At 64.2% G+C, this 19795-nt stretch carries 18 protein-coding genes; 9 read left to right on the forward strand and 9 right to left on the reverse strand.

All coding sequences use genetic code 11. The features are described 5' to 3' along the window. Positions 1-221: 221 nt before the first annotated feature. Together FDZ84_RS28870 and FDZ84_RS28875 are read right to left on the reverse strand one after the other, a co-directional pair. Positions 222-428 carry a hypothetical protein gene (locus tag FDZ84_RS28870; protein WP_168588433.1) on the reverse strand — a complete coding sequence of 69 codons (207 nt, stop codon included), beginning with the start codon at positions 426-428 and terminating at the stop codon, positions 222-224. Continuing rightward, positions 425-901, reverse strand: a complete 477-nt coding sequence (locus FDZ84_RS28875) for a hypothetical protein (RefSeq protein ID WP_168588434.1) — start codon at positions 899-901, stop codon at positions 425-427. The genes FDZ84_RS28870 and FDZ84_RS28875 overlap by 4 nt, the downstream gene beginning before the upstream one ends. Positions 902-1153: 252 nt before the next feature. Here FDZ84_RS28875 and FDZ84_RS38150 point away from each other — a divergent pair, with 252 nt between their 5' ends. Next, positions 1154-2827, forward strand: a complete 1674-nt coding sequence (locus tag FDZ84_RS38150) for a transcriptional regulator (protein ID WP_210435191.1) — start codon at positions 1154-1156, stop codon at positions 2825-2827. Here FDZ84_RS38150 and FDZ84_RS28885 read toward each other — a convergent pair. The 3 genes from FDZ84_RS28885 to FDZ84_RS28895 all read right to left on the reverse strand — a co-directional run bounded on the left by FDZ84_RS28885 (position 2824) and on the right by FDZ84_RS28895 (position 5300). Next, complete coding sequence (locus FDZ84_RS28885; protein WP_168588435.1) at positions 2824-3195, reverse strand: signal peptidase I; 372 nt, start codon at positions 3193-3195, stop codon at positions 2824-2826. The two genes, FDZ84_RS38150 and FDZ84_RS28885, sit on opposite strands and share 4 nt — an antisense overlap. After that, positions 3180-4766 (reverse strand): transcriptional regulator, encoded by a 1587-nt coding sequence (locus tag FDZ84_RS28890; protein ID WP_168590421.1) that lies wholly within the window; start codon positions 4764-4766, stop codon positions 3180-3182. Before FDZ84_RS28890 ends, FDZ84_RS28885 begins: the two co-directional genes overlap by 16 nt. Before the next feature lie 150 nt (positions 4767-4916). Further along, a complete protein-coding gene (locus FDZ84_RS28895; protein WP_168588436.1) occupies positions 4917-5300 on the reverse strand; it encodes an XRE family transcriptional regulator in 384 nt (127 codons plus the stop codon). A 182-nt stretch (positions 5301-5482) separates the two neighbouring features. Here FDZ84_RS28895 and FDZ84_RS28900 point away from each other — a divergent pair, with 182 nt between their 5' ends. From FDZ84_RS28900 to FDZ84_RS28925, 6 genes are all read left to right on the forward strand, one after another. Beyond that, positions 5483-5695 (forward strand): helix-turn-helix domain-containing protein, encoded by a 213-nt coding sequence (locus tag FDZ84_RS28900; protein WP_168588437.1) that lies wholly within the window; start codon positions 5483-5485, stop codon positions 5693-5695. Then, entirely contained in the window at positions 5695-6045 is a 351-nt protein-coding gene (locus FDZ84_RS28905) for a WhiB family transcriptional regulator (protein ID WP_168588438.1), read from the forward strand. The genes FDZ84_RS28900 and FDZ84_RS28905 overlap by 1 nt, the downstream gene beginning before the upstream one ends. Further along, a complete protein-coding gene (locus tag FDZ84_RS28910) occupies positions 6042-6374 on the forward strand; it encodes a hypothetical protein (RefSeq protein ID WP_168588439.1) in 333 nt (110 codons plus the stop codon). Before FDZ84_RS28905 ends, FDZ84_RS28910 begins: the two co-directional genes overlap by 4 nt. Positions 6375-6406: 32 nt before the next feature. Next, positions 6407-7105: a hypothetical protein gene (locus tag FDZ84_RS28915; RefSeq protein ID WP_168590422.1), complete on the forward strand. Its 699-nt coding sequence runs from the start codon at positions 6407-6409 to the stop codon at positions 7103-7105. Continuing rightward, a complete protein-coding gene (locus tag FDZ84_RS28920) occupies positions 7095-9239 on the forward strand; it encodes an FtsK/SpoIIIE domain-containing protein (RefSeq protein ID WP_168588440.1) in 2145 nt (714 codons plus the stop codon). The genes FDZ84_RS28915 and FDZ84_RS28920 overlap by 11 nt, the downstream gene beginning before the upstream one ends. 150 nt (positions 9240-9389) lie before the next feature. Next, a complete protein-coding gene (locus FDZ84_RS28925; protein ID WP_168588441.1) occupies positions 9390-11207 on the forward strand; it encodes a recombinase family protein in 1818 nt (605 codons plus the stop codon). Between the two features lie 391 nt (positions 11208-11598). Here the strand turns inward: FDZ84_RS28925 and FDZ84_RS28930 are convergent, their stop codons facing one another. Beyond that, positions 11599-12255: a transposase gene (locus tag FDZ84_RS28930; protein ID WP_168588442.1), complete on the reverse strand. Its 657-nt coding sequence runs from the start codon at positions 12253-12255 to the stop codon at positions 11599-11601. Then, a complete protein-coding gene (locus tag FDZ84_RS41120) occupies positions 12143-12730 on the reverse strand; it encodes a DUF6444 domain-containing protein (RefSeq protein ID WP_371812923.1) in 588 nt (195 codons plus the stop codon). The genes FDZ84_RS28930 and FDZ84_RS41120 overlap by 113 nt, the downstream gene beginning before the upstream one ends. Before the next feature lie 341 nt (positions 12731-13071). Here FDZ84_RS41120 and FDZ84_RS28935 point away from each other — a divergent pair, with 341 nt between their 5' ends. Together FDZ84_RS28935 and FDZ84_RS28940 are read left to right on the forward strand one after the other, a co-directional pair. Further along, complete coding sequence (locus tag FDZ84_RS28935; protein WP_168588443.1) at positions 13072-13836, forward strand: Hachiman antiphage defense system protein HamA; 765 nt, start codon at positions 13072-13074, stop codon at positions 13834-13836. Positions 13837-13843: 7 nt separating this feature from the next. Next, entirely contained in the window at positions 13844-17380 is a 3537-nt protein-coding gene (locus FDZ84_RS28940) for a DEAD/DEAH box helicase (RefSeq protein WP_168588444.1), read from the forward strand. Positions 17381-17613: 233 nt separating this feature from the next. Here the strand turns inward: FDZ84_RS28940 and FDZ84_RS28945 are convergent, their stop codons facing one another. Together FDZ84_RS28945 and FDZ84_RS40385 are read right to left on the reverse strand one after the other, a co-directional pair. After that, positions 17614-18624 (reverse strand): site-specific integrase, encoded by a 1011-nt coding sequence (locus FDZ84_RS28945; RefSeq protein WP_168588445.1) that lies wholly within the window; start codon positions 18622-18624, stop codon positions 17614-17616. Positions 18625-19359: 735 nt separating this feature from the next. Continuing rightward, positions 19360-19794 (reverse strand): hypothetical protein, encoded by a 435-nt coding sequence (locus FDZ84_RS40385; RefSeq protein ID WP_168588446.1) that lies wholly within the window; start codon positions 19792-19794, stop codon positions 19360-19362. Position 19795 lies beyond the last annotated feature (1 nt).

Here is a 19795-nt window from a genome sequence, read left to right on the forward strand (position 1 = left end):
CGCGTTGGCGACATGCTGCTCCGTGGTACCGAGCCCGCCGTCCACGCGGGGAACCAGGTGGCAGCGGCTCACCGCATCCTAAACACACGTCAGCAGACATCGGTCGTCCCCAATCGTGACGCATTCCGTGACGCGGCCTAAAGTGTAGTCGCTGCCGTCACGGAATGCGTCACGAAATTCGTAACGATGAGGGGGGTGGCGGCGGGCGCTGGTTGCTTCGTTTACAGCCGTCGGAGCCCATCAAGCACGGCTTGCAGGGTCTCGATCGACGGTGTCGAGAAGTCCCTGTTCGCAGGCTTTTTCAGTTCGGCGAGGGATAGGATCTTTGTCGGCAGGTCCGGGTTCAGGTCTCCGCTCCAGGCGGTTACGTAGCTGTCCGGTTCGCGGTTGAGGCTGTGTCTACCCACCGGTTCCGCGATTGCGGTCATGCGCCGGACTGCTCGATCACAAGGTTTTGCGCGCCTTGCTCGCGGACCAGCGCGGCGAGCTGGTCCAGCGTGGTCGCGAGTATTTCGCGGTCCTCGGCGATGCATCGGCCCTGGGGCAGGTAGTAGGCGGCGTCATCAAGAAGCCATTGCGCCTTGCGCAGGATGACCGCGAGCTTGCTGTCATCGGAGGACTTTGCCGCAGGCTGACCATTGTCCGTGGCTGTGTCGGCTGCTGCCGCGAGCTTCAGCAAGCAGGCGCTGCAGGGTGCGCACGCTGGAGGTTTGCCGGAATCCGGCGGGCTAGTCGGATCGGTGGCCTCTTCGATGTCCGTCGGGTGGAATTTCAGGTGACACCACGACTGGATCTCGTCATTGTCGCAGGTTGGTGCGGCGCAGTGAGTGACGCGCAGCGAATCGACCACGATGCCGGGCTTGAATTGGAACCACTTCGCTTGTTCCGTCGATGCATCCATGGGTGATCTCCAATCCTGGAGGACCACGGCCAGAACCGAGCGGATCGAGCCCGCCGGCTCTGGCCGTGGTCCGTGTCCGGCGACGGTCGGGGGGCGCGGGTGCAACGCCGCCGGACGACTTGGGGGTGACCGCGTGTAAGCGGTTCGTGTCAGACTGAAATCATGCTTACATCAGCGCTCGGTCAGCGGAACGACCTGGACACGACCTGCTGAGGACATAAGGCGACCCGGTAGCGCGGACGGGAGACAGCGATGCAGACGGCACGCACAGTGCTCGAACTGAAGATCAAAGAACGGCGGCAGACGCTACAGGAGTTCGCCGAGTTCGCCGAGACCTTTGCTCGCGAACACGACGAACCCGGAACGCTCAGCGTTCGCCACCTACAGCGGTTGACCGCCGGGCGCGGGCGGGACGGGCAGCCGCTTGGCCAGCTTCGACCGGCAACCGCCCGGCTGCTCGAACGAATCTTCGGTCTCGGCATTGACGAGCTGCTAGTTCCGCCGGGACAGATGACCACGCACGTGGAGGTTGCCGCTGAGCGTCGCGCGGAAGCCACTCCTGTCCCGCAGTCGGCGTTCGGCCAGGTTGAGATCGGCTGGCTGGGCCGTCGTGAAACTTCGACACCAGCTGTTCAGACGCCGGAAACGCGTGTCGACATGGCCATGTCGTTTGCTTGGTTGGACGACCACGCTGGGTGGAGCCCTGAGACGACTCGACGCAAGGTGATGTCCCGCCTTGGGCAGTTGAGCACTGATGATCTGCTCGACCGGCATGCGCGGCGTGGCAAGGTGCACCGAAGCCAGATCGCGAATGCGCTGATGGCGTACTACGCGGACGATGTGCAGAGGCAGGGTCATGCTCCCTACCGCGTGCATTGTGGACACCTGACGATCCAGACGAGCGTCCTTACGCGGCCGAGCTGGTTGGACCTCGCGTGTCCGCTCGGACAGGGCAATGATCGTCTGACGTTGAGCAGCGAACCCGGAAGCCGTCTTGCGCCGGATGACACAGGGATAGGCCATGCGGTGCATCGGCTCGCCGAAGCCGCCGCGCTTGGCGTACGAGTCGCGAACGTCCCGCTTTATCGACTTCTGGGTATCAACGTTGAGGACGGGACGATTACGGGTTCCGTCGGCGTCGCTCCGTTTGTCGAGTACGCCGTGACCATGGATCTTCTCGAAAAAGAACTGGTCGATTCTGTTGGTGACGCTTCCACGGATCGGCTCGGTGACCTGCCGCTGCGAGATCGGTATCTGCCGAACATTGCGTCCGTTCTCGATCTGTCTGGTCGGTTGTGTGCGGGTGGCGTGCTTGCATTGTGCGCTATTGCGCGTCCCGCTGACCCGTATCGTGGTGAACGGGACTATGCGCTCCTAATTCAGCAGCGCTCCGGTCATGTTCTCAACGCTGCGCGGCGGCTCGCTGTGATTCCGAAAGGTTTCCATCAGCCGATGACCGATATTCAGGCCGATGCGCAGTTGGGAACCACATTGCTGCGTGAGATGGAAGAGGAACTGTTCGGGCGGAGCGAGGTTGACAGCACGATTGGAGCGCCTCGCGCGGCTGCGCCGCTGCATCCTGGTCGTTTGTCCGAGCCGATGAAATGGCTCATGGCGGATTCTGGCCGCGTGCGGATGGAATGCACTGGATTCGGGCTAAACCTAGTCAGTGGAAACTTTGAGTTCGCATGCCTCGTCGTTATTGATGACGATGAGTTTTGGACACGCTACGGCGGGCAGGTCGAAGCAAACTGGGAGGCGTCGGGGCTGCGCCTGTACTCCAGTTTGGACGATCATCTGGTCGCCGAGCTGGTCGCTGACGAGTGCTGGAGCGACGAAGGGCTTTTCGCGCTGTCGCAAGGGATTCGCCGACTGCGTGAGCTTGGTGGCGACGGCGTGAACCTGCCCTTCGTGACGTGGAGCTAGTTGGATGCCGACGGCCAGCGGACGGTGACGACGACCGAATCCGAGATCGCTTCCCAGGAGTGATCGATTCCCGGTCCCCAGACTGCGTAGTCGCCCTGCTTGGCCAAATCGACACTGCCTTCCGTGAGGTGTAGGCGGAAGTGTCCCTGCACCAGCAGAAGCATGGTTGTTCGCTGGTCGTCGGTCGTCCACCCGTTGGGGCGTTTCTCTCCCGCTGGGTGGATGCCCCATTTAACTTCGACGTCCTTCGTTGATCGGACGCCTTCGGATGGGTCGATGAAGTGGCCGAGCACCCAACCGCGGGTTTCGCTGCCGTCTTCGGCTGCGTTTCCGTGGTGCCAATTGCGGCTCACTATCGTACCTCCCATTCGATCGGTGGCAAGCTCACTCGCCCGCCGCCGATTTGGCCGAGTCGCCGAAGGCCCTGAAGCAGTGCGAACAGTCCTTCATTGCTCCACGCTACATCACGGACCAGTTCGCCTAGCAGGTCCCCATCCAGGCTGGAGTACTGGCGGAGTCCTGCCGATTCCCAGTTGGCTTCGACTTGGCCGCCGTAGCGGGACCAGAATTCTTCGTCGTCGATGACGATCAGGCTGGGGAATTCGAAATTCCCGCTGAGCAGGTTCAGGCCGAAACCGGTGCATTCCATACGCAGCCCACTTGGGTTTTCCATTAGCCAACGCATCGGCTCGGATAAGCGGCTCGGGTGCATCGGATCGGCGGTCCGCTGGTCGCCGAAGGTGTTGTCGATGTCCTCGCGTCCGAACAGCTCCTCTTCCATCTCCCGCCGCAGCGTCGCGCCGACCTGCGCGTCGACGCGCAGGTCCGTCATCGGCTGATGGAAGCCCTTGGGGATCACCGCCAGTCGACGCGCGGCGTTGAGTACGTGGCCCGAGCGTTCTTGCACCAGGAGAACGTAGTCCGATTCGCCCCGGAATGGGCTTGCTGGGCGAGCGATCGCGCACAGTGCGAGCGGGCCGCCCGCACACAGCCGACTGGAGACGTCGACCACGGACGCGATGTCCGGTAGGTACTTGTCGCGCAGCGGCAGCGCCTCGTGCGCCGAGTCGGCGTCGGCTGCGATCGCGTCGATCAGCTCGCCTTCGAGTAGGTCCATGGTCACGGCGTACTCGACGAACCGCGTGACGCCGACCGATCCACGGATCGAACCTGGGGATACATCTATGCCAAGCAGCCTGTACAGCGGCATGTCGACGAGCCTGGTCCCCATAGCCAGCGTCTCGGCTAACCGCTGAGCCGCACGTCCAGCTGCGTCATCGTCCAGCGACATGTCAGCGTCCGCCGCGCTGGTGACTTTGAGACGGTCATGGGAAGCGATCAGCGGACATTCCAAGTCCAGCCAGTCAGCGCTGGTCAAGATGCTTGTTTCGGCCTCGGTGTCGCTGCCGTAGCGCGCGGCGTACCTGCCGTGGTTTGCCGTCCGCTCTCCGTAGTACTTTCCGAGGACTTGCGCGACGCTCCGTTGATCCACGCGCCCGCGAAGGCTTGCCCTTCCCTGGAGCTCCCGCACGTCCAGCCGCGCCAGCCGCGAAGCAACGTCGCGTCGACTGGTGCCCGGCTCCCAGCCCGCGTGTTCGTCCAGCCACTCCAGTGCCGTGCCGATGTTGGGATCTGTGCTCAGGCGTTGCTCGGCATCAGCTGCCGCCTGGTCGTCGACAGGCGGATCGGCGGGGCCGGCATCGGCAGCATCGTTGACCAGCTGGGCGAACCGTGCTTTGACCGGCGGCGATGCCTGCTCAAGCGCTGTGTCGAGCAGCTGTTGCATCTCGGATTTCGGCACCAAAGTGGGCTTCTTGTGCCACCCGCTGACTGTTCGGACGGCAATTCCCAAATGTTCCGCAAACGTCTCGTTGCTCATTCGCAACGCCGCCTGTAGCGCGCACGCGGTGCGGCCCGTCCAGCCGGTCACCAAATCCATCGAGCCGCGCCCCCTGCCGCTGCTTTGTGCACCGGATCTGCACCGCTCATGCACTGGATGTGCGTCGCTGATGCATGGGTTGCCCAGCGGTTTCGCACTGGAATTGAAGGCATGAAAGACGTCCGAGCCAGCAAGCGAAACCACCCAGCCCTAGCGGTTCTTGCGGACATGCTCGATCACCGTCGCGAGATCGTCCTTCAGGTCGTCGAGGCGTTCGGTGATCTCGATCATGCGATGTTCGAGAGCGTCCAAACGGGACCAGATGGTGTCGGCGCTGGCCGTGACCGGTTCGTCGGGCTCAGGCGGCTTTCGCCCGTGCAGCACGGAAATCAGGTGCTGCGGATGCCAGCCGAGCGTCACCGACAGCGACTCCAGCGTCCGCGAACTTCGGCGGCGCTCCACGACGTGGTGCTGGATCTCGCGCACGATCGCCTGCGAGACATTCGAGCGCTCGGCAAGCTCTCGCTGTCGCCAGCCGAGCTCATTCACGCGCTCGTTAATGGCTCTGGCGACTGCCGCCCAATCTTCCGACACGTATTCCTCCGCGCTCCGCCTCAGCGCAGAGGTTAGCCGTTACGTGCCGCATTCCGTGACATGACCGCGCACTTATCGCGCGGTGCAGACTTTTCGCGCCAAATGTGCGCTGAAATCATCAGTATGTTACTGAAATCAGCATTTATTCCTTTTCTGAAGGGCTTTCTCCAATGGGTACCGATATGTCCAACGTCGGACGACCGGCGTACTTCACCGTCCGCAAGGCCGCCTGGCTTCTCAGCGTCGATCCGTCGATGATCTCCCGCGCGATCCGGCTCGGCACGCTGCGCACCGTGCAACGGAACGGTCGCTCCTTGATCCCTGCCAGCGAGCTGGTTCGCCTGCTCGGTGAGCCGACCGACAACGGCGCGACGCAAGCCGGGGGTCGGCAGTGATGACCCCGTTCAACGACGTCCATTTGACCGGCATCGCGTGGCGGCTGGATCGCGTGCGATGGGTGCCGGGCGCGGTGCTCGCCGATGCCGTGCTCCGCAACGGCCTCTGCATGGCAGGGATCCCGGAGGACGAGCCCGCCTGGGCTGACCAGCCGATGACTGATCGCGAGCTGGCAGCGCGGATGTGTGCGGGCTGCCCGGTCCAGGACGAATGCCTCGAACTTGATCTCCGCGTCGCTGGGGAGAGCACCGTCGGCGTCTGGGGAGCTTTGCCCGAGGACGATCGGCGCGCGCTGTATCCGCACTGGCTTCAGCGCGGGGAGCGTGCCGAAGGGGGTGGTGCCCGATGATGCTGCAACTGACCCCCGTTGAAATCCTGGCCGCGCTCGGTGGCTTGATTGCCCTGGTCATGGTGTGGCGCGCGAGTGCGCGTGCCACGCGGCGAGCGACCGAAGCAGCTCGGGCGAGTGTCCGGCTGATGTCGTTGGCTGGTCGGGTCGTGGTCACGGCCGCCGCGATCGTGGGCGTGCAATGGATCGTGATCACGCACCCCGGCAACACGACGCTGCTGCTTGCTGTGCTCGGCGTCCCTGCATTGTTCGCGTCGTACACGCTGACCAAGGCACTGACGGTGACCACAATGGACGTGCCGCAGCAGCGGAAAGGGCGGCGGCAATGAGCGCGTCGCCGACGCTCGGCGGTGGGCGGCGGATGCCGCCCACCCTCGCCGAGGCCGAAGCCGTCGAGCAGGCGAGTAAGCAGGTTGACCGGTTGTGCTGGACCGGGATTCTGCTCGGCCTGGCGTTCACGATGACCAACGTTCAGAGCTTCGCCGCGAACGGTGCGGCCGTGTGGTCGTTGCCGTGGCTGGCGGCGTGGCTGCTGGACCCGATGGTGTCGCTGGTGCTGCTGGCAATCCTGCGGGCCGAGCAAGTCACCGCCCGGTACGGCATCCGAACCCGTGGATGGGTGCGGGGCGCGAAGTGGTTCACGCTCGCAGCCACGTACGTGATGAACACCTGGGAGGCGTATGCGTCCGGATCGGCGGACATGGTGGTGCTGCATTCCGTGCCGCCGCTGGTCGTGTTCGTCGCAGCCGAGGCCGTGACCGATCTCCGGGACAAGCTCAGTGATGCAGTCCGGGCAGCGTTCACGAACGCGGCGGTCAGCTGCCCGGACACCGGTCAGGAGGCGGACGCCGAGCGACCGCCCGAATCGGCTCCTGAGCGGTCGCCGGAAGCGAAGCGGCGGACGTCCTTCGATGAGTACTTGAGCCGTGCTCGGGAGGCGTGGACTCCGGACGTGACGGTGACGCCTGCCTGGATTCGGGAGGTCACGGGCTGCTCGCGTGGGTTGTCGTCGCGGCTGGCTGGCTCGCTGTTGGCGAAGGTGAGCGGCGATGAGCGGTGAGACGCTTCCTGCTCCCGCGCAGTCGCAGGATGTCGAGCGGCACATCTTCGACGCCGAACTGATCGACGATGGCTTGCCGCCCGAGCCGCAGCCGAATTGGCTGCGACGGTTCATGAACTGGTGGCAGCGTTCACCGCGCATACCAGCGATGTTGAAGTCGTGGCAGGCCGCGAAGCACGCGGCCATGGACGCCTTGGCGTTCGTGCTGAGGTCGCCGTGGCGGTTCCTGGCCGCAGTCGGCAGGGGAGCAGCAACGGCCGTCCGGGGCTGGCGTCGGTGGGTGCGCGTTCATGACTACCGGGACGCCGCCGAGCAGTCGGAGAAACTCGCGGACAAGTTCACCGAGATTCGCGCGCTGACGCTGTTCCGTTGGAAGGTGACTGGCGTCGTGGCGCTGTCCGCTGCCGCAGCGGTCACCGTGGCCTATGTCGTGTACGGCGGACGGGCGTTGTGGGTCGCAGCCGGCATCGGCTCGGCGGCGCTGGCCGTGTTCGGACGCCGCAAGGATGGCGCACCGGGCCGGAAACCGGTGCTGGCCGGTCCGCGGACGCTGACCTGGACCATGGACCCGCAGGTGCTGGTCGATGCGTTCCGGGACGCGAAGCTGATCGGCAAGGACGAAACGCTGCGCCTGGTGGAGCGTGCCGCGCACGACGGAGCAGGCTGGGCTGTCACCGTTGACCTGCCTGCCACCCGCAAAGCTGCCGACGTCATCAAGCACCGGGAGGCGCTCGCGTCGGCGCTGGCGGTCGATGAGTTGCAGCTGATCGTCGAGCGGGTGCGCGGGCGGAGCGGTCACGCCGGACGAGCCTTCCTGTGGGTTGCCGATGAAGATCCGTACTCCGGGCCGCCGCTTCGGTTCCCGCTTCTCGATGTGGAGTTCTGGGACGCCTGGCGGCCGATCCCGTTCGGGCGCGACGCGCGGAACCGCCGGATCGATCTGCCCCTGGTGTGGACGTCGCTGGTCGTTGGTGCCATCCCTCGGCAGGGCAAAACCTGCGCCAGCCGGCTACCGGCGGCCGGGCTGATTCTCGATCCGTACACGCAGCTGTACGTCTTCGACGGCAAGGGCGGGAAGGACTGGCAAGCAGCCGAGGCGGTCGCACATCGGTACGTTTGCGGCGACGAGCAGGAACACGCCGAAGCCGTCCAGGACTACCTGGTCGAACTGGTCGCCGAGGTGCAAGCGCGGTTCTCTCGGATGTCCACGCTGGATGACGAAATCTGTCCGGAGTCGAAGATCACGCCGGATATTTCCCGGGATCGTGACCTGGGCATGCCAATCACGGCTGTGATCATCGACGAAGTTCAGGTGTACCTGGAGAACCCGACGAGGCTGGAGATTGAGGGGAAGAAAGCCACGCTCGGCGCGTACATCGCGGATCTGCTGACCTACCTCGCTCGCAAGGGGCCAGCGGTCGGGATCGTGGTCATCCTCGCCACGCAGCGGCCGGACTCGAACACGATTCCATCACGGCTGCGGGCGGTGCTCGGTTCGCGGTTCGCCCTGCGAGTGATGGACTGGCGGGACTCCAACATTGTGCTCGGCGAGCAGATGAACACACGCGGGTTCGATGCCTCCACGCTGCTGCCAAGTCACAAGGGCGTTGGCATCCTGCGGCCGGACGGTGACAGCGACGCCGGAGCGGACACGGTCGCGGTGACCGTGCGGACGTTTTACATGCACAACGCGGAATGGCGGACCATCTGCGAGCGCGGGCGCTCGCTCCGGGAAGCAGCTGGAACGCTGACCGGACACGCAGCTGGCGACGACAGCCCGCGAGTGATCGACCAAGCGGCTGTGGTGAAGGCGCTCGGCGCCGACGCCGAGGACAGCACGCCGGCCGACCTGCCGGAACCGCTCGCATCGGTCGTGGAACACCTCGGCGACGATCTGGACCAGCGTGAGTTCGTGCCTACGGCCGAGCTGGCCGAAGCGCTCGATGTCGACCCCGGCACGTTTGCCAAGCAGATGGGGCAGCTGGAGTGCCGACCGACCAGGCATCGCGTTCCGGACGAAGAGGGCGAGGTTCGCCGGGTGCGCGGGTACTTCACGGCTGACATCCGGTCCGCGATCGATCGAGTAACCCATGAAATCAGCGCTTCCGATGGGCCGGAAGCTGATCAGCCATGACCGCCGATGCGCCCGAAGGGGAAAACGTCACGGTGCATCTACCGGCGGAACTACCTGTACTAACGACAGAAGTAAGCCGCATACTGCTTGGCATACTGGTCGAGCTGACCGAGATCGAGGTCCCCGGTGGGCCTCCAGAGAAGGGAACCCATGACTGTTGAAATCAGCAACGACCCGTGGGCAACGCTGGACGATCTGCTCGGCGTCGAGGTGCTCGACACCGTCGATGTGGGGATCGGACCCATCGCCTTCTACGGCCGATGCTCCACTGAGGACAACCAGGATCCGGAAACGTCGCGCGGGTGGCAGTTGAACAACGCGCAGAAGTTCGTCGAGCCGTTGGGCGGGATGATCGCAGCCGAGTACTTCGACGTCGGTCAGTCCCGTTCGGTGCCGTGGGAGCGTCGCCGGGAGGCTGGACGGCTGCTGGCTGCGTTGAAGGATCCGAACCGGGGCTGGAATGCCGTGGTCGTCGGTGAGGGCACGCGGTGTTGGTTCGGCAACCAGTTCTCGCTGATCGCTCCGAAGTTTGCCGCCTACGGTGTGGATCTGTGGGTGCCCGAGCTGGGTGGGAAGTTCGACGCCCGAAACCCATCGCACAAGATGTTGATGAGCATGCTCGGCGGCATGAGCGAGTCCGAGCGTCAGCACGTGCAGGCTCGGGTGCGCGCTGCGATGGACGCGCAGGTGCTCAACGAGGGCCGCCACCAAGGCGGCCGGGCGCCCTACGGCTACAACGTCGTCGATGGCGGACCGCACCCGAATCTGCGCAAAGCGGCCGAGGGCTACCGGCTGCGGGTGCTGGCGATCGATGAGCAGTCGGCCGAGGTGGTTCGACGGATCTTCGCCGAGTATCTGAGCGGAAGGGGTGACCGGGCGATCGCCAACGGGCTGAACTGCGACGGCGTTCCTTGCCCGTCGGCGCGGCGTCCGGACCAGAACCGGCACCGGCTCGCCGATGGCTGGCAGGGCAGCACGGTCCGATCGATCCTCGACAACCCGCGCTACACCGGATACGCGTTCTTCGGGCGCTGGACGCGGCGGGAAACCTTGCTCGACCCGGACGACGTCGCGGCAGGGCACGTGATCAGGTTCAAGCGCGCTGAGTCGGATCGGGTGGTGCGTTCGCGGCGACCGGCTCACCCGGAGATCGTGAGTGTGGAGGACTTCACCCAAGCGCAGCTGCTCCGCCGATCGAAAGGCGCGGGAGGACTGCGCACCGCCCGCAAGGCCGAGCGCAGCGGACGCCCGACCAAGCGGCCGTATCTGTTCCGTGGCCGGATCCGGTGCGGGGTGTGCACGCGGAAGATGGAGGCCAGCCCGCGCGCCCACGGTATGTACTACCGATGCCCGGCCCGCACCCTCGCGCCCGGCTCGCCAGCGCTGGCCGAGCACCCGCCCGCCGTGTACCTCCGCGAGGACTTGATCCGGGACGAGATCAACGGGTGGCTCGGTGGCCTGTTCGCCCCTAAGAACGTCGATCAGACCGTCGCGGCACTGGTGGCGTCGCAGGACACGCCCAGCGCCACATCAGGCACGCTGGAGACGGCTAAGAAGCGGCTCGCTGACGCCGAAGCGCGGCTGCGTCGCTTCCAGGCGGCGATCGGCGCGGGTGTTGATCCCGAGGCACTGACCGAGGTGATCAACGAGGCGCAAGCCGAGCGCGCCGCCGCCCGCGCTGAGCTGGAGAACCGGCCAGCGCCCAACGTGCTTACCGACGCTGAGATCTACGCCATGATTGATTCGCTCGGCGACGTCGGCGCAGCGCTGTCGGGTGCCAAGCCGGACCGGCTCGCCAACCTCTACCAGGCCGTTGACCTGCAAGTTCGCTACGAACCGGCCGATCGGGCCGCCCAAATAAAAATTCACCCGGCGAGCCGGGTGAATAGTGTGCGTGTCCGAGGGGGGAATCGAACACGTATTCGTGGCATCCCTGCGCAATGCAGGTGTTCATGCGACGGACCATAGCTGCGTCCGTGATCAAGTACCAGCTGGTTCCTGGTTACAGCCGCTGACGAAAGTTAGTATATCCCAGTAAATCTGGGAGAATGGACGACGCCCATGCTCTCACGCGCCAGCTGCCCGGCAGGATCGGCAACTTCCGAGGCTGAGGCTCAAGCAGACCTTCGACAAGGTCATGGCGGTCAGCTCAAGAGCAAGCGCCATGCAGAGTGAGCAGGTGCGCATCATGGTTTTTCTCGTCTCCGCAACGCCGCAGTACCGAGAAGGGCGCTCAAAATCCCAGTACCGAAGAGCGGCACACCGTAGAACAGCAATGCGACACCAATGCTGACCAGCAAGAGGCATCCGGCGGACGTGACCATCAGCCATCTGGCGCGTCGCGTGCGATCGTCGGACGCTAAACCGGGGTGGTTGCCTTTGCCCAATCGCGGTGGCGGTTGGTCGCGATTCCCCAGGCCACGGCTTTGTCGTAGCGGGCGCGCAGGTCGGCCAGCATGTCGGGGTCGAGACGATCCTGCCCGGCGGTGACGGCATCCTCGACGGCCCCGTGCGCCTCGCGGCGCACCTCGCGGACGGTACCGGCCCATCCCAGCTGAGTGGGATGCAGGTCGAGAACGCCTTGCAGGTGGCGGAACAGGTGAGCCACACAGTGTTGCACCCCGGCGAGGGTGGGATCGAACTGGTGCCAGGCCGTGTAGTCATCCCGCACGGGATACCCGGTGTAATCAGCGAAAAGACCGAGAGCACGCAGCGCTTTTTTGGTACGGGCGGGCAGTTGCCGGTACCACACCAGCCTCTGCTCCGGGGTGTGCACACAGACCACGAGCGGTGCGCCCGGGACCGGTTGTCCGTCCTCGTCGGTATCGGGGCGTGCGATGTTGCCTGGTGTTTCGTCCGCGCACAACACCGGTTCGGCGGCCAGCGCGGACCGCATCGCCGCATCAAAACCTGTCTGATCCAGGGTGTCGGCGACGCGCTCGTGGGCGCGCGCGACGAACCCGGTCGACACCGGAGCGGAAAGGAGGGCTTCCACCAGCATCGCTGTGCGCCCCACCGGGCCCATTCCCGGCCGCGGACAACAGGATCGCCGCGCCGTGGACGTTCGGCCAGAAGCACCCCGCCCCGGCCTGCCCGGAGGACACCGCCGCGGTCGTGGTCTTCCCGCAGCAGCCGCACCGGCGCCGTGGCAGCAGATAGTGCACCCGTTGCAACTGGATTGGCGGGATACCCCAGACCTGTGTCCAGGACATCCCCGCATCCTGGCCACTGGCCAGATCCGCACCACACTGCGCAGGCTCGGCTGCGGTCTCGGTCTGATCCGGCTTCGCCGCGGATTGCAAAACCGACTCCGCATGCCCGGGCTGGCCGCCCGGCTTACGATTCTTCGAGCGCACCCGCTGCGAGCGGCGTTTCCCCTTCGCCGCAGCCGAATCCTGCGATGGCGGGGTCGAGGAATTCGTCGAATCCATCCCCAGCTTGCGCCTCAGCTCAGCGTTTTCCACCCGCAGCTGGGCATTCTCTGCCTCCAGGCCTCAACCCGAGCCACCAAACCCTCAACCAGGCACGCAAGCTCCTCATACGAGGGCGCAGGCTGTTCGGGCGCGGACACAACCGCAATGATCGACGATCAAGCCTGCAAGATCAAGCTAGACCACCCCCAGCTCAACCTCAGCCATGAATGGACACCTGCCTGACGCGTGAAGCAGCATTACGGTGCTCCAAGTTTGCTATGCTTCTGATCACTCGAGAAGAGCCCTTCGGGGCCTGGTGCGGTTGGTCTTGTATATGAGTGAGCAGGGCGGACCCTACTGGTCCTCGGAAGCGGGGCGACACGTCGACGTTGTGAACGGCCTTTTGTGGGGGCGGCCAGGTGACGAGCTATAAGCAGTGGTGTGAGCCTGTCAAGGTTGTATCCGTCGGCTCTCACACCGTCGGTCTCCTTGTGTCGGTTGATGACGATGCCGGCATCAGAGCCGTCGCTGCGCACCTGCCTAGTCGCTATGCCGCAACTGAGGCGCTGGCCCGCATCGCGGAACGGTTCGGGAAGGCCAAGGTCTCTGCGTTCCTACGAAACAAGCTTCCTCCGGCACAAGGCGCACGGTCAGGGGATCTTGGCGAGATCCTTGCCTCCGCTTACCTCGAGGAAGACTGCGGATACGTTGTCGGCCCCAGTCGTTTGATCCAGCGCGACCACCATGAGTGGGCAATGCGTGGCGACGATGTGCTCGGGGCTAAGTTCGACTCTGCGTCGAACGTCCTCCTGATCAAGGGCGAGGCGAAGAGTCGCGCAAGAGCAGCGGCTTCAGTTGTGAAAGAGGCGCGCGAAAGTCTGCAGCGAGAGGACGGGTTGCCTTCAACGCATTCGTTGACTCAGTTTGCAGAACGCTTGCTGAGCACTGTCGATGACGACTTGGGCGAGGCCATCATCAAGCTTCAGCTCGAACATGGCGTCCGGCCTGGAAATGTCTCGCACCTAATGTTCCTGTTTTCAGGCAACGATCCGAGTAGCCACGTCAGGGCCGACCTGACTACCTATAGGGGTCTGATCGCCCAGCAGGCGGTGATCCTGCGGGTCCAGGCGCACCAGGACTTCGTTCGCACAGCCTTCGAGAAGGCGATCGCAGATGGTGCGTGACCGTAGAATGCTGTCCGACGACCTGGCCGCCGCCATCGCACCCCAGTTCCGCGGTCGACTCCTCGCAAGGGGCCAGGCCCAGTCCATGATCCGTCGCGATGGGACTCTGCCTGAGGGTGCCCCTTCGTTCGACGCGTTCTTGGACGAGGACCTCCTCGGCTACGGGTACTCCTTGATCTCCACGAGCCTGCGGATCATTGAGAACAGTGACCTGGAAGAGCCGACGCGAGGAACAGCGACCGACAGTAACGAAAATCTTGCCCGCGATGGGTTTATTCACGCCTCCTACGCACTCGAGGCGGCGACCAGAAATGCCTCGAACGCTGAGCTTACCGCGTTCCACCGCTTGATCGCCGGTGCGGCCAGCCACCTAGGGGGCTATGCCGCACGTGCCTACTCACTGGTCCAGACGGGAATGCGATCCGGTCGGCTAACACCGATGGAACAGACGCTGGCCGATTTGATCACGCGCGCCCTCGATGACATCGAGGAACGGGCGCGACGTCTGAGGTCATCACCCAATTTGACGGATGATGCCGTGTTAGCCGCTCTCCTAGACCCACGCGAGGAGGGATCCAGGTACGTGGAGCCCGTTGCCTCCACAGGTGAATTGGGCCCCCTCGCGTTGTTACTCAGCGAGAACTACATGTCGGCTGTCGCCACTGCTCTCTTCGCCTTGGCGCACGGGCAGCCGGACCTCTTGACGGCGGCACTCGACGATCTGCAGACGGGGGAGCGCGCGTCGCACGACATGAGTGCCCCTGGGCCATGGTGGGTCTATCGCCTCACGCGTCGACTGCTCGACGACCTCGCTCAGACCAGTATCAGCGCCAACATTCCCACCCAGCTGCCCCCGGTAGGGGCTGCGACGTTCGAAGTCTTCGACGACCGACGCGAGCGTCGGTGGCGCTATCTGCGTCGAACCTTCGTGGCGACCCTCTTTGCCCGCAGGCGCTCCGAGATCGACCTGTGGCCATCGCAGTTGCACGTTGTCGACCGCATCTTTGACGGCAACCACGACTTGGTCGTTGCCCTCCCTACCAGTGCGGGCAAGACTCGGATCGCAGAACTCTGCATCTTGTCTTGTCTGGCGCAAGGTCGGCGAGCCGTGTATGTGACCCCATTGCGGGCACTCTCCGCTCAAACCGAGCAGGTTCTGGATCGAACCTTCGCGCCTCTCGGAGTCCGCGTGTCGTCTCTCTATGGGAGTATGGGCGTAAGCGACGTTGATGAGGATGCTCTCCGTACAAGTCAGATCGTCGTAGCGACTCCGGAGAAGCTCGACTTCGCGCTCAGATTGAATCCGGCCGTTCTCGATGACGTTGGCCTGATCGTCCTCGATGAAGGACACATGATCGGGCCGTCCGAGCGCGAGATCCGTTACGAAGCTCAGATCCAGCGTCTACTGCGTCGCCCCGATGCACACGCGCGCCGCATCGTATGCCTTTCGGCTGTCTTCCCCTCGGGCGAGGACCTCAATGACTTCGTTTCCTGGATCACCGACGAGACCCCGGATGGCCTCCACCGCGAGGAATGGCGTCCCACCCTGCAGCGGTTTGGCTTGGTGGAATGGCGCGGGGATCACGCCCGCCTGTCGATGACTGTGGGGGAGGACCGGCCGTACATCCCCAGGTTTCTGGAGGCGACGGCGCCTACTCGCCCCCGACAGAAGCCTTTCCCGGCCGACCAACGTGAACTTGTCATCGCTACCGCGTGGCGACTCGTCGAGGAGGGCCAGACCGCCCTGATCTTCTGCCCTCAACGGAACTCAGTCGAGCCCTACGCGCGTGAGGTCATCAAGCTTCGACGACAAGGCTTCATCGACTCGGTGCTGCCCGCCGACGTCGATCTCTCCGGCGCTCTCATGATCGGCGCCGAATGGTTCGGTGACGGTCATCCGATCTTGGAGTGCCTCAAGCTGGGAGTGGCGATCCATCACGGCGCACTCCCAGGACCTTTCCGCCGCGAGGTCGAGCGACTCCTCCACGCCGGAGTCATTAAGGTCACCGTCGCCTCACCGACTCTTGCCCAGGGACTGAACCTATCGGCATCCGTCGTGTTGTTCCACGGACTCCGTCGTGGTCAGGCTCTCCTCACCGGCGCAGAGTTCTCCAACGTCATCGGACGAGCAGGCCGCGCCTTCGTCGACACCGAAGGACTCGTGCTCTATCCCATCTTCGAATCCGCCGCCCGGCGACGGCGAGAATGGCTTCAACTCACCAGTGGCGACGCCAGCAAGACGCTTCGATCCGGACTGATCGAAGTGAGCATCGCTCTCGTCCGACGTATAACCGCGTCAATCAGATCTGAAGAACTGCAGCCTTTCCTCGACTACCTCACTGGCGGTCCAGAATGGACACTACCGGTTGTCGAAGGCGTGACACCGGACCAGCAGCAGGAAGCCGCTCAGGACTGGCGGTCGAATCTCGCCCTCCTTGACGCCGGAATCCTGAGCATCGTCGGCGACGACGATTCCGATCCCGACGAGATCACCCAACTGATCGCAGACGCCCTCAGGGGCTCCCTGTGGGAGCGACAACTTCAGCGTCTCGACGCGGCAGAAGCTGCAGCCCTGCGTGAGGTAGTTACCAGTCGAGCTCGGTTCATCTGGAGCACTTCCACACCAGCCCAGCGCCGCGGGTGGTATCTCGCTGGACTCGGCGTTAACGCAGGACGAGAACTCGCTCAGGTCGCAAGCGACGTCATTGGGCTCATCGCCCTGGCCGAGGCCGCGATAGCCGACGAGGATTACGCAACCGCGACAGCTTGGCTCGAACAGATCGCGACCACGATCTTCTCGTTGCCCCCTTTCCAGCCCGAGACTCGGCTCAGGGACTGGCGAGAGATCCTCGCCCGCTGGGTAGGTGGCCGCCCCCTCGGCGAATTCGAGACCAGTGGCCCGGCCGACCGTGTCACGATCGCCCAGTTCATCGAATCGGACCTGATCTACCGGCTGGTGTGGGGCATGGAGGCTGCCCGCGTGTACGAGGACGCGCAAGGCAACCCCGCCGCTGCCACACTCGACGGGTCGGCACTGACCGCGATCGAGACCGGCACTCTGCTGCGACCGGCCTCCATCTTGATCCGAGCCGGTTTTGACCACCGTGGCGCCGCAATCTCCGCTGTTGAGGCGGCCAACGCAACGTTCGACTCGTTGGCAGCTATGCGGGACTGGATCGCCCACCTCGACCCCGAGATCACCAGTTCACCTGACTGGCCGACAACGGAGTCCCACGAGGCCTGGTTGAATTTTGCTAATCGGGCAATTTGGCCCCAGAGTCGGCGATGGCGGAAGCAGACGAAGCGGCTCGACGACGTCACGTGGACTGGCCCTGTTCCGCAGGAACGTTCCTGGTTGCGTGTGACGAATGGCCGGAACGGAGAGATCGAGCTCTGGTCTCCGGGATACGACCCGGCGGGCACGGCTGAAGTTCGAGTCAACCCATCCAGGCAGGGCATACTCCACGCGCGACGGCTCAGCGACGGACCAGGGGTCGAACTGGACTTCTGGGGACCTGATGACCCGTTCAACGACGAACAGTAGAACGCCCCTGTATTCACCGCCGCCAGAGGGAATTTGGAGACCTCGTCGGATCCACCGATGATCGGTTGTACTCTGGAGTTACGGGGGTCTAGGAGTGTCGTTCGGTCGATTCCATCGCGCTACAGCGTTCATGCGGTTGGCGGGCGGACATGGATTAATTTAGCGCTACGACGGTGCGGTTTCGGAGCACACAAACATTGTGATCAGGGCGTTCGTCACCTCACCGCGCGTAGCTACCTGTCTATTGCAAGCGGGTGCGGTTCGTTGGTGAGTGCGGCTAACGCGGTGGCGACTTCTTGGAGGTCGGCGCGGACGTAAGTGGAGGTGGTGCCTGCGTCGCTATTGCCGTTGTGGCCGGCGTATGCGCGTGCTACGGCGTAGCTGAAGTTTCGTTCGACCCATGTGAGTGTGGTGTGTCGGAGCCAGTGGGTGCTGACTTGTTGTGTTGCGACCCAGGGAAGGTGTTTGCCGAGGCGTTGCCATAGGTGGTCGTAGCGGCGCGCGGTGATGGGGCGGCCGTCGCGGTATCGCAGGAGCTGGTCGGTTTCGGCTGGTCCGCGTTGCTCGCAGTGGGTGACGAGATGCTGCATAAGGGTTGGCGACACTGGTTGCCATCGCAGCGTCTCGCCTTTCTCATGTAGGCGTATGAGGCATTGTTCGGTGTCGAGGTCTTTGGGATGGAGTGCCAGCGCGCCGCCTCGGCGGCAGGCTGTTTCGGTGTGCAGTCGTAGCAACATCGAGTCGAGCTCGGGATCGTTGCCGGTCGATCCCGCGACCTTGTTGATCTCGGCGAGGCGTGTGTCGCGTAATGCTCGTCGCGTGCTGACCAGCCGTCTGGGTTTGGCAACGCGTATTGCAGGGTTGTCCTGTTCGGCGATCAATCCGTCTGCAACGGCGTGCCGGTATATACATCGGAGTGCGGAGATCAGATGCTCGGCTGCGGTACGGCCGCCTCGCGAGTTCTTTCGGAGAACGGCGTTCAGCTTGATGTGCTCGGCGAGTTGCTTGATCTCCAGGGCGGTGGGTTCATCGATTCGTCTGTCACCCCAGAGTTCGACGGTGCGCCGCCAGTAGGGGTCGTAGACGCGGCGAGTTCCGGCTGGGACGGCGTCCGACACGCGGTTGATGTACTCACGGATCGTGGGAACGGCCCTGGTTTCCGCTGGCGTCTTGAGAAGTTGCTCGGGGCTGATTCCGAGGCGGGCGAGTAGGAGGCGGGCCGCCTCGATGTCGGCATCCTTCATGGCCGAGACTCGTTTGGTACAGATTCGGTATAGGCGGACAGCATCGCCTCAAGCGCGGATGCTGTGTAGGCCGCTAGCAGGTCGCGTTCCGGGCAGGCGGCGACGAGAAGCTGGGCGCCGGGTGCGAGACGGCATGAGTGCCGTACGTCCGCCGGCAGTCGGAGGTGGCCTTGACGGGTGATGGTGTTAGGCCCATGGGATCGACTGACAACGATAAAGAGCCCGTTAAAGACACTGATCGTGACCGATCGGTTCGGTGACCAGCCCAGGACCCGTATCGGCGATCGGTCGGCGAGCCGTCCACGGTTGTCGATCTTTGTCACGGCGAAATACATGCCGCTGTCGTGAACGCAGGGGAGCAGGCGCGCGACTGGGAGCCCGCTTGTTCGCGGTCGTGTCTCCTCTTCGCCGATGCTGACTGCCGATGCGAGTTGATCTCCGAGGCTTCGCTGAAATTGGGGCTGTTCTGATGGGCCATCGGCTCGGTGAGTCATGCGGCCCTCACCTGCCGCGCATCGTCGATGTGATCGTCGGTGAGGGCGGCGAAGTCGGCCAGGAGCAGTGTTATCGCGTGGGTGGCTTGTTGGGGGACGACGCCGTTGTTAGGGAAATTTCGGTGTCTCATAGGCTTGGGTGTCTCGTGTGGATAGGTTTGGCCTGTGTAGGTCGGTGAGAAGCCGTTGCGGTGTCTCAGTGAGCGCCGATGTGTGGCCGGTGATCGAGATTCGATCGTGATCATTGATTGTCCTCCTCCTGTGTCGGGTTGTCCGGTTCCGGAGGGACGGGCAGCAGCGCGAGGCGGGTGTGGTGGCCCAGTTGTCGACGTAGGGCTTGGTTTTCGCGGTAGAGGTTCGCGGTGACCGCGGCGAGGGCGTCGAGCTTGCCGTTGAGTGTGGTGATCTGCTGGTTGGCCTCGCGTAGCTTGCCGCGCAGGTCGTCGATGGTCTGGTCGCGGCGGGTTTCGCTGGCGGTGCGGATGATCGGGCGGGGGACGTGGGTGTTCCAGTCGGCCAGCACGGCCTCGGCGCGGTGGACGGTGGCATGGCTGACACCGGCCTCGCGGGCGAGGTTTTCCTTGGTCAGCGCGCCGTCGGTGCGGGTAGGTGTGCCGTCGAGCAGGCGCCGCATGGCGTCGCGGAGCTTGGTTTCGGTGGCTTTCGACACGGCCATG

The sequence above is a fragment of the Saccharopolyspora sp. ASAGF58 genome, assembly GCF_012277335.1.
GTDB classification, from domain to species: domain Bacteria; phylum Actinomycetota; class Actinomycetes; order Mycobacteriales; family Pseudonocardiaceae; genus Saccharopolyspora; species Saccharopolyspora hattusasensis.

Excerpts from the sequence above, each read along its gene's own strand:
- FDZ84_RS28885 (WP_168588435.1), bottom strand. The coding sequence starts at position 3,195 with ATGGGAGGTACGATAGTGAGCCGCAATTGGCACCACGGAAACGCAGCC.
- FDZ84_RS28890 (WP_168590421.1), bottom strand. The coding sequence starts at position 4,766 with ATGGATTTGGTGACCGGCTGGACGGGCCGCACCGCGTGCGCGCTACAG.
- FDZ84_RS28870 (WP_168588433.1), bottom strand. The coding sequence starts at position 428 with ATGACCGCAATCGCGGAACCGGTGGGTAGACACAGCCTCAACCGCGAA.
- FDZ84_RS38150 (WP_210435191.1), top strand. The coding sequence starts at position 1,154 with ATGCAGACGGCACGCACAGTGCTCGAACTGAAGATCAAAGAACGGCGG.
- FDZ84_RS28940 (WP_168588444.1), top strand. The coding sequence starts at position 13,844 with ATGCTGTCCGACGACCTGGCCGCCGCCATCGCACCCCAGTTCCGCGGT.
- FDZ84_RS28905 (WP_168588438.1), top strand. The coding sequence starts at position 5,695 with ATGACCCCGTTCAACGACGTCCATTTGACCGGCATCGCGTGGCGGCTG.
- FDZ84_RS28915 (WP_168590422.1), top strand. The coding sequence starts at position 6,407 with ATGCCGCCCACCCTCGCCGAGGCCGAAGCCGTCGAGCAGGCGAGTAAG.
- FDZ84_RS28910 (WP_168588439.1), top strand. The coding sequence starts at position 6,042 with ATGATGCTGCAACTGACCCCCGTTGAAATCCTGGCCGCGCTCGGTGGC.
- FDZ84_RS28920 (WP_168588440.1), top strand. The coding sequence starts at position 7,095 with ATGAGCGGTGAGACGCTTCCTGCTCCCGCGCAGTCGCAGGATGTCGAG.
- FDZ84_RS28875 (WP_168588434.1), bottom strand. The coding sequence starts at position 901 with ATGGATGCATCGACGGAACAAGCGAAGTGGTTCCAATTCAAGCCCGGC.
- FDZ84_RS28945 (WP_168588445.1), bottom strand. The coding sequence starts at position 18,624 with ATGAAGGATGCCGACATCGAGGCGGCCCGCCTCCTACTCGCCCGCCTC.
- FDZ84_RS40385 (WP_168588446.1), bottom strand. The coding sequence starts at position 19,794 with ATGGCCGTGTCGAAAGCCACCGAAACCAAGCTCCGCGACGCCATGCGG.
- FDZ84_RS28925 (WP_168588441.1), top strand. The coding sequence starts at position 9,390 with ATGACTGTTGAAATCAGCAACGACCCGTGGGCAACGCTGGACGATCTG.
- FDZ84_RS28900 (WP_168588437.1), top strand. The coding sequence starts at position 5,483 with ATGTCCAACGTCGGACGACCGGCGTACTTCACCGTCCGCAAGGCCGCC.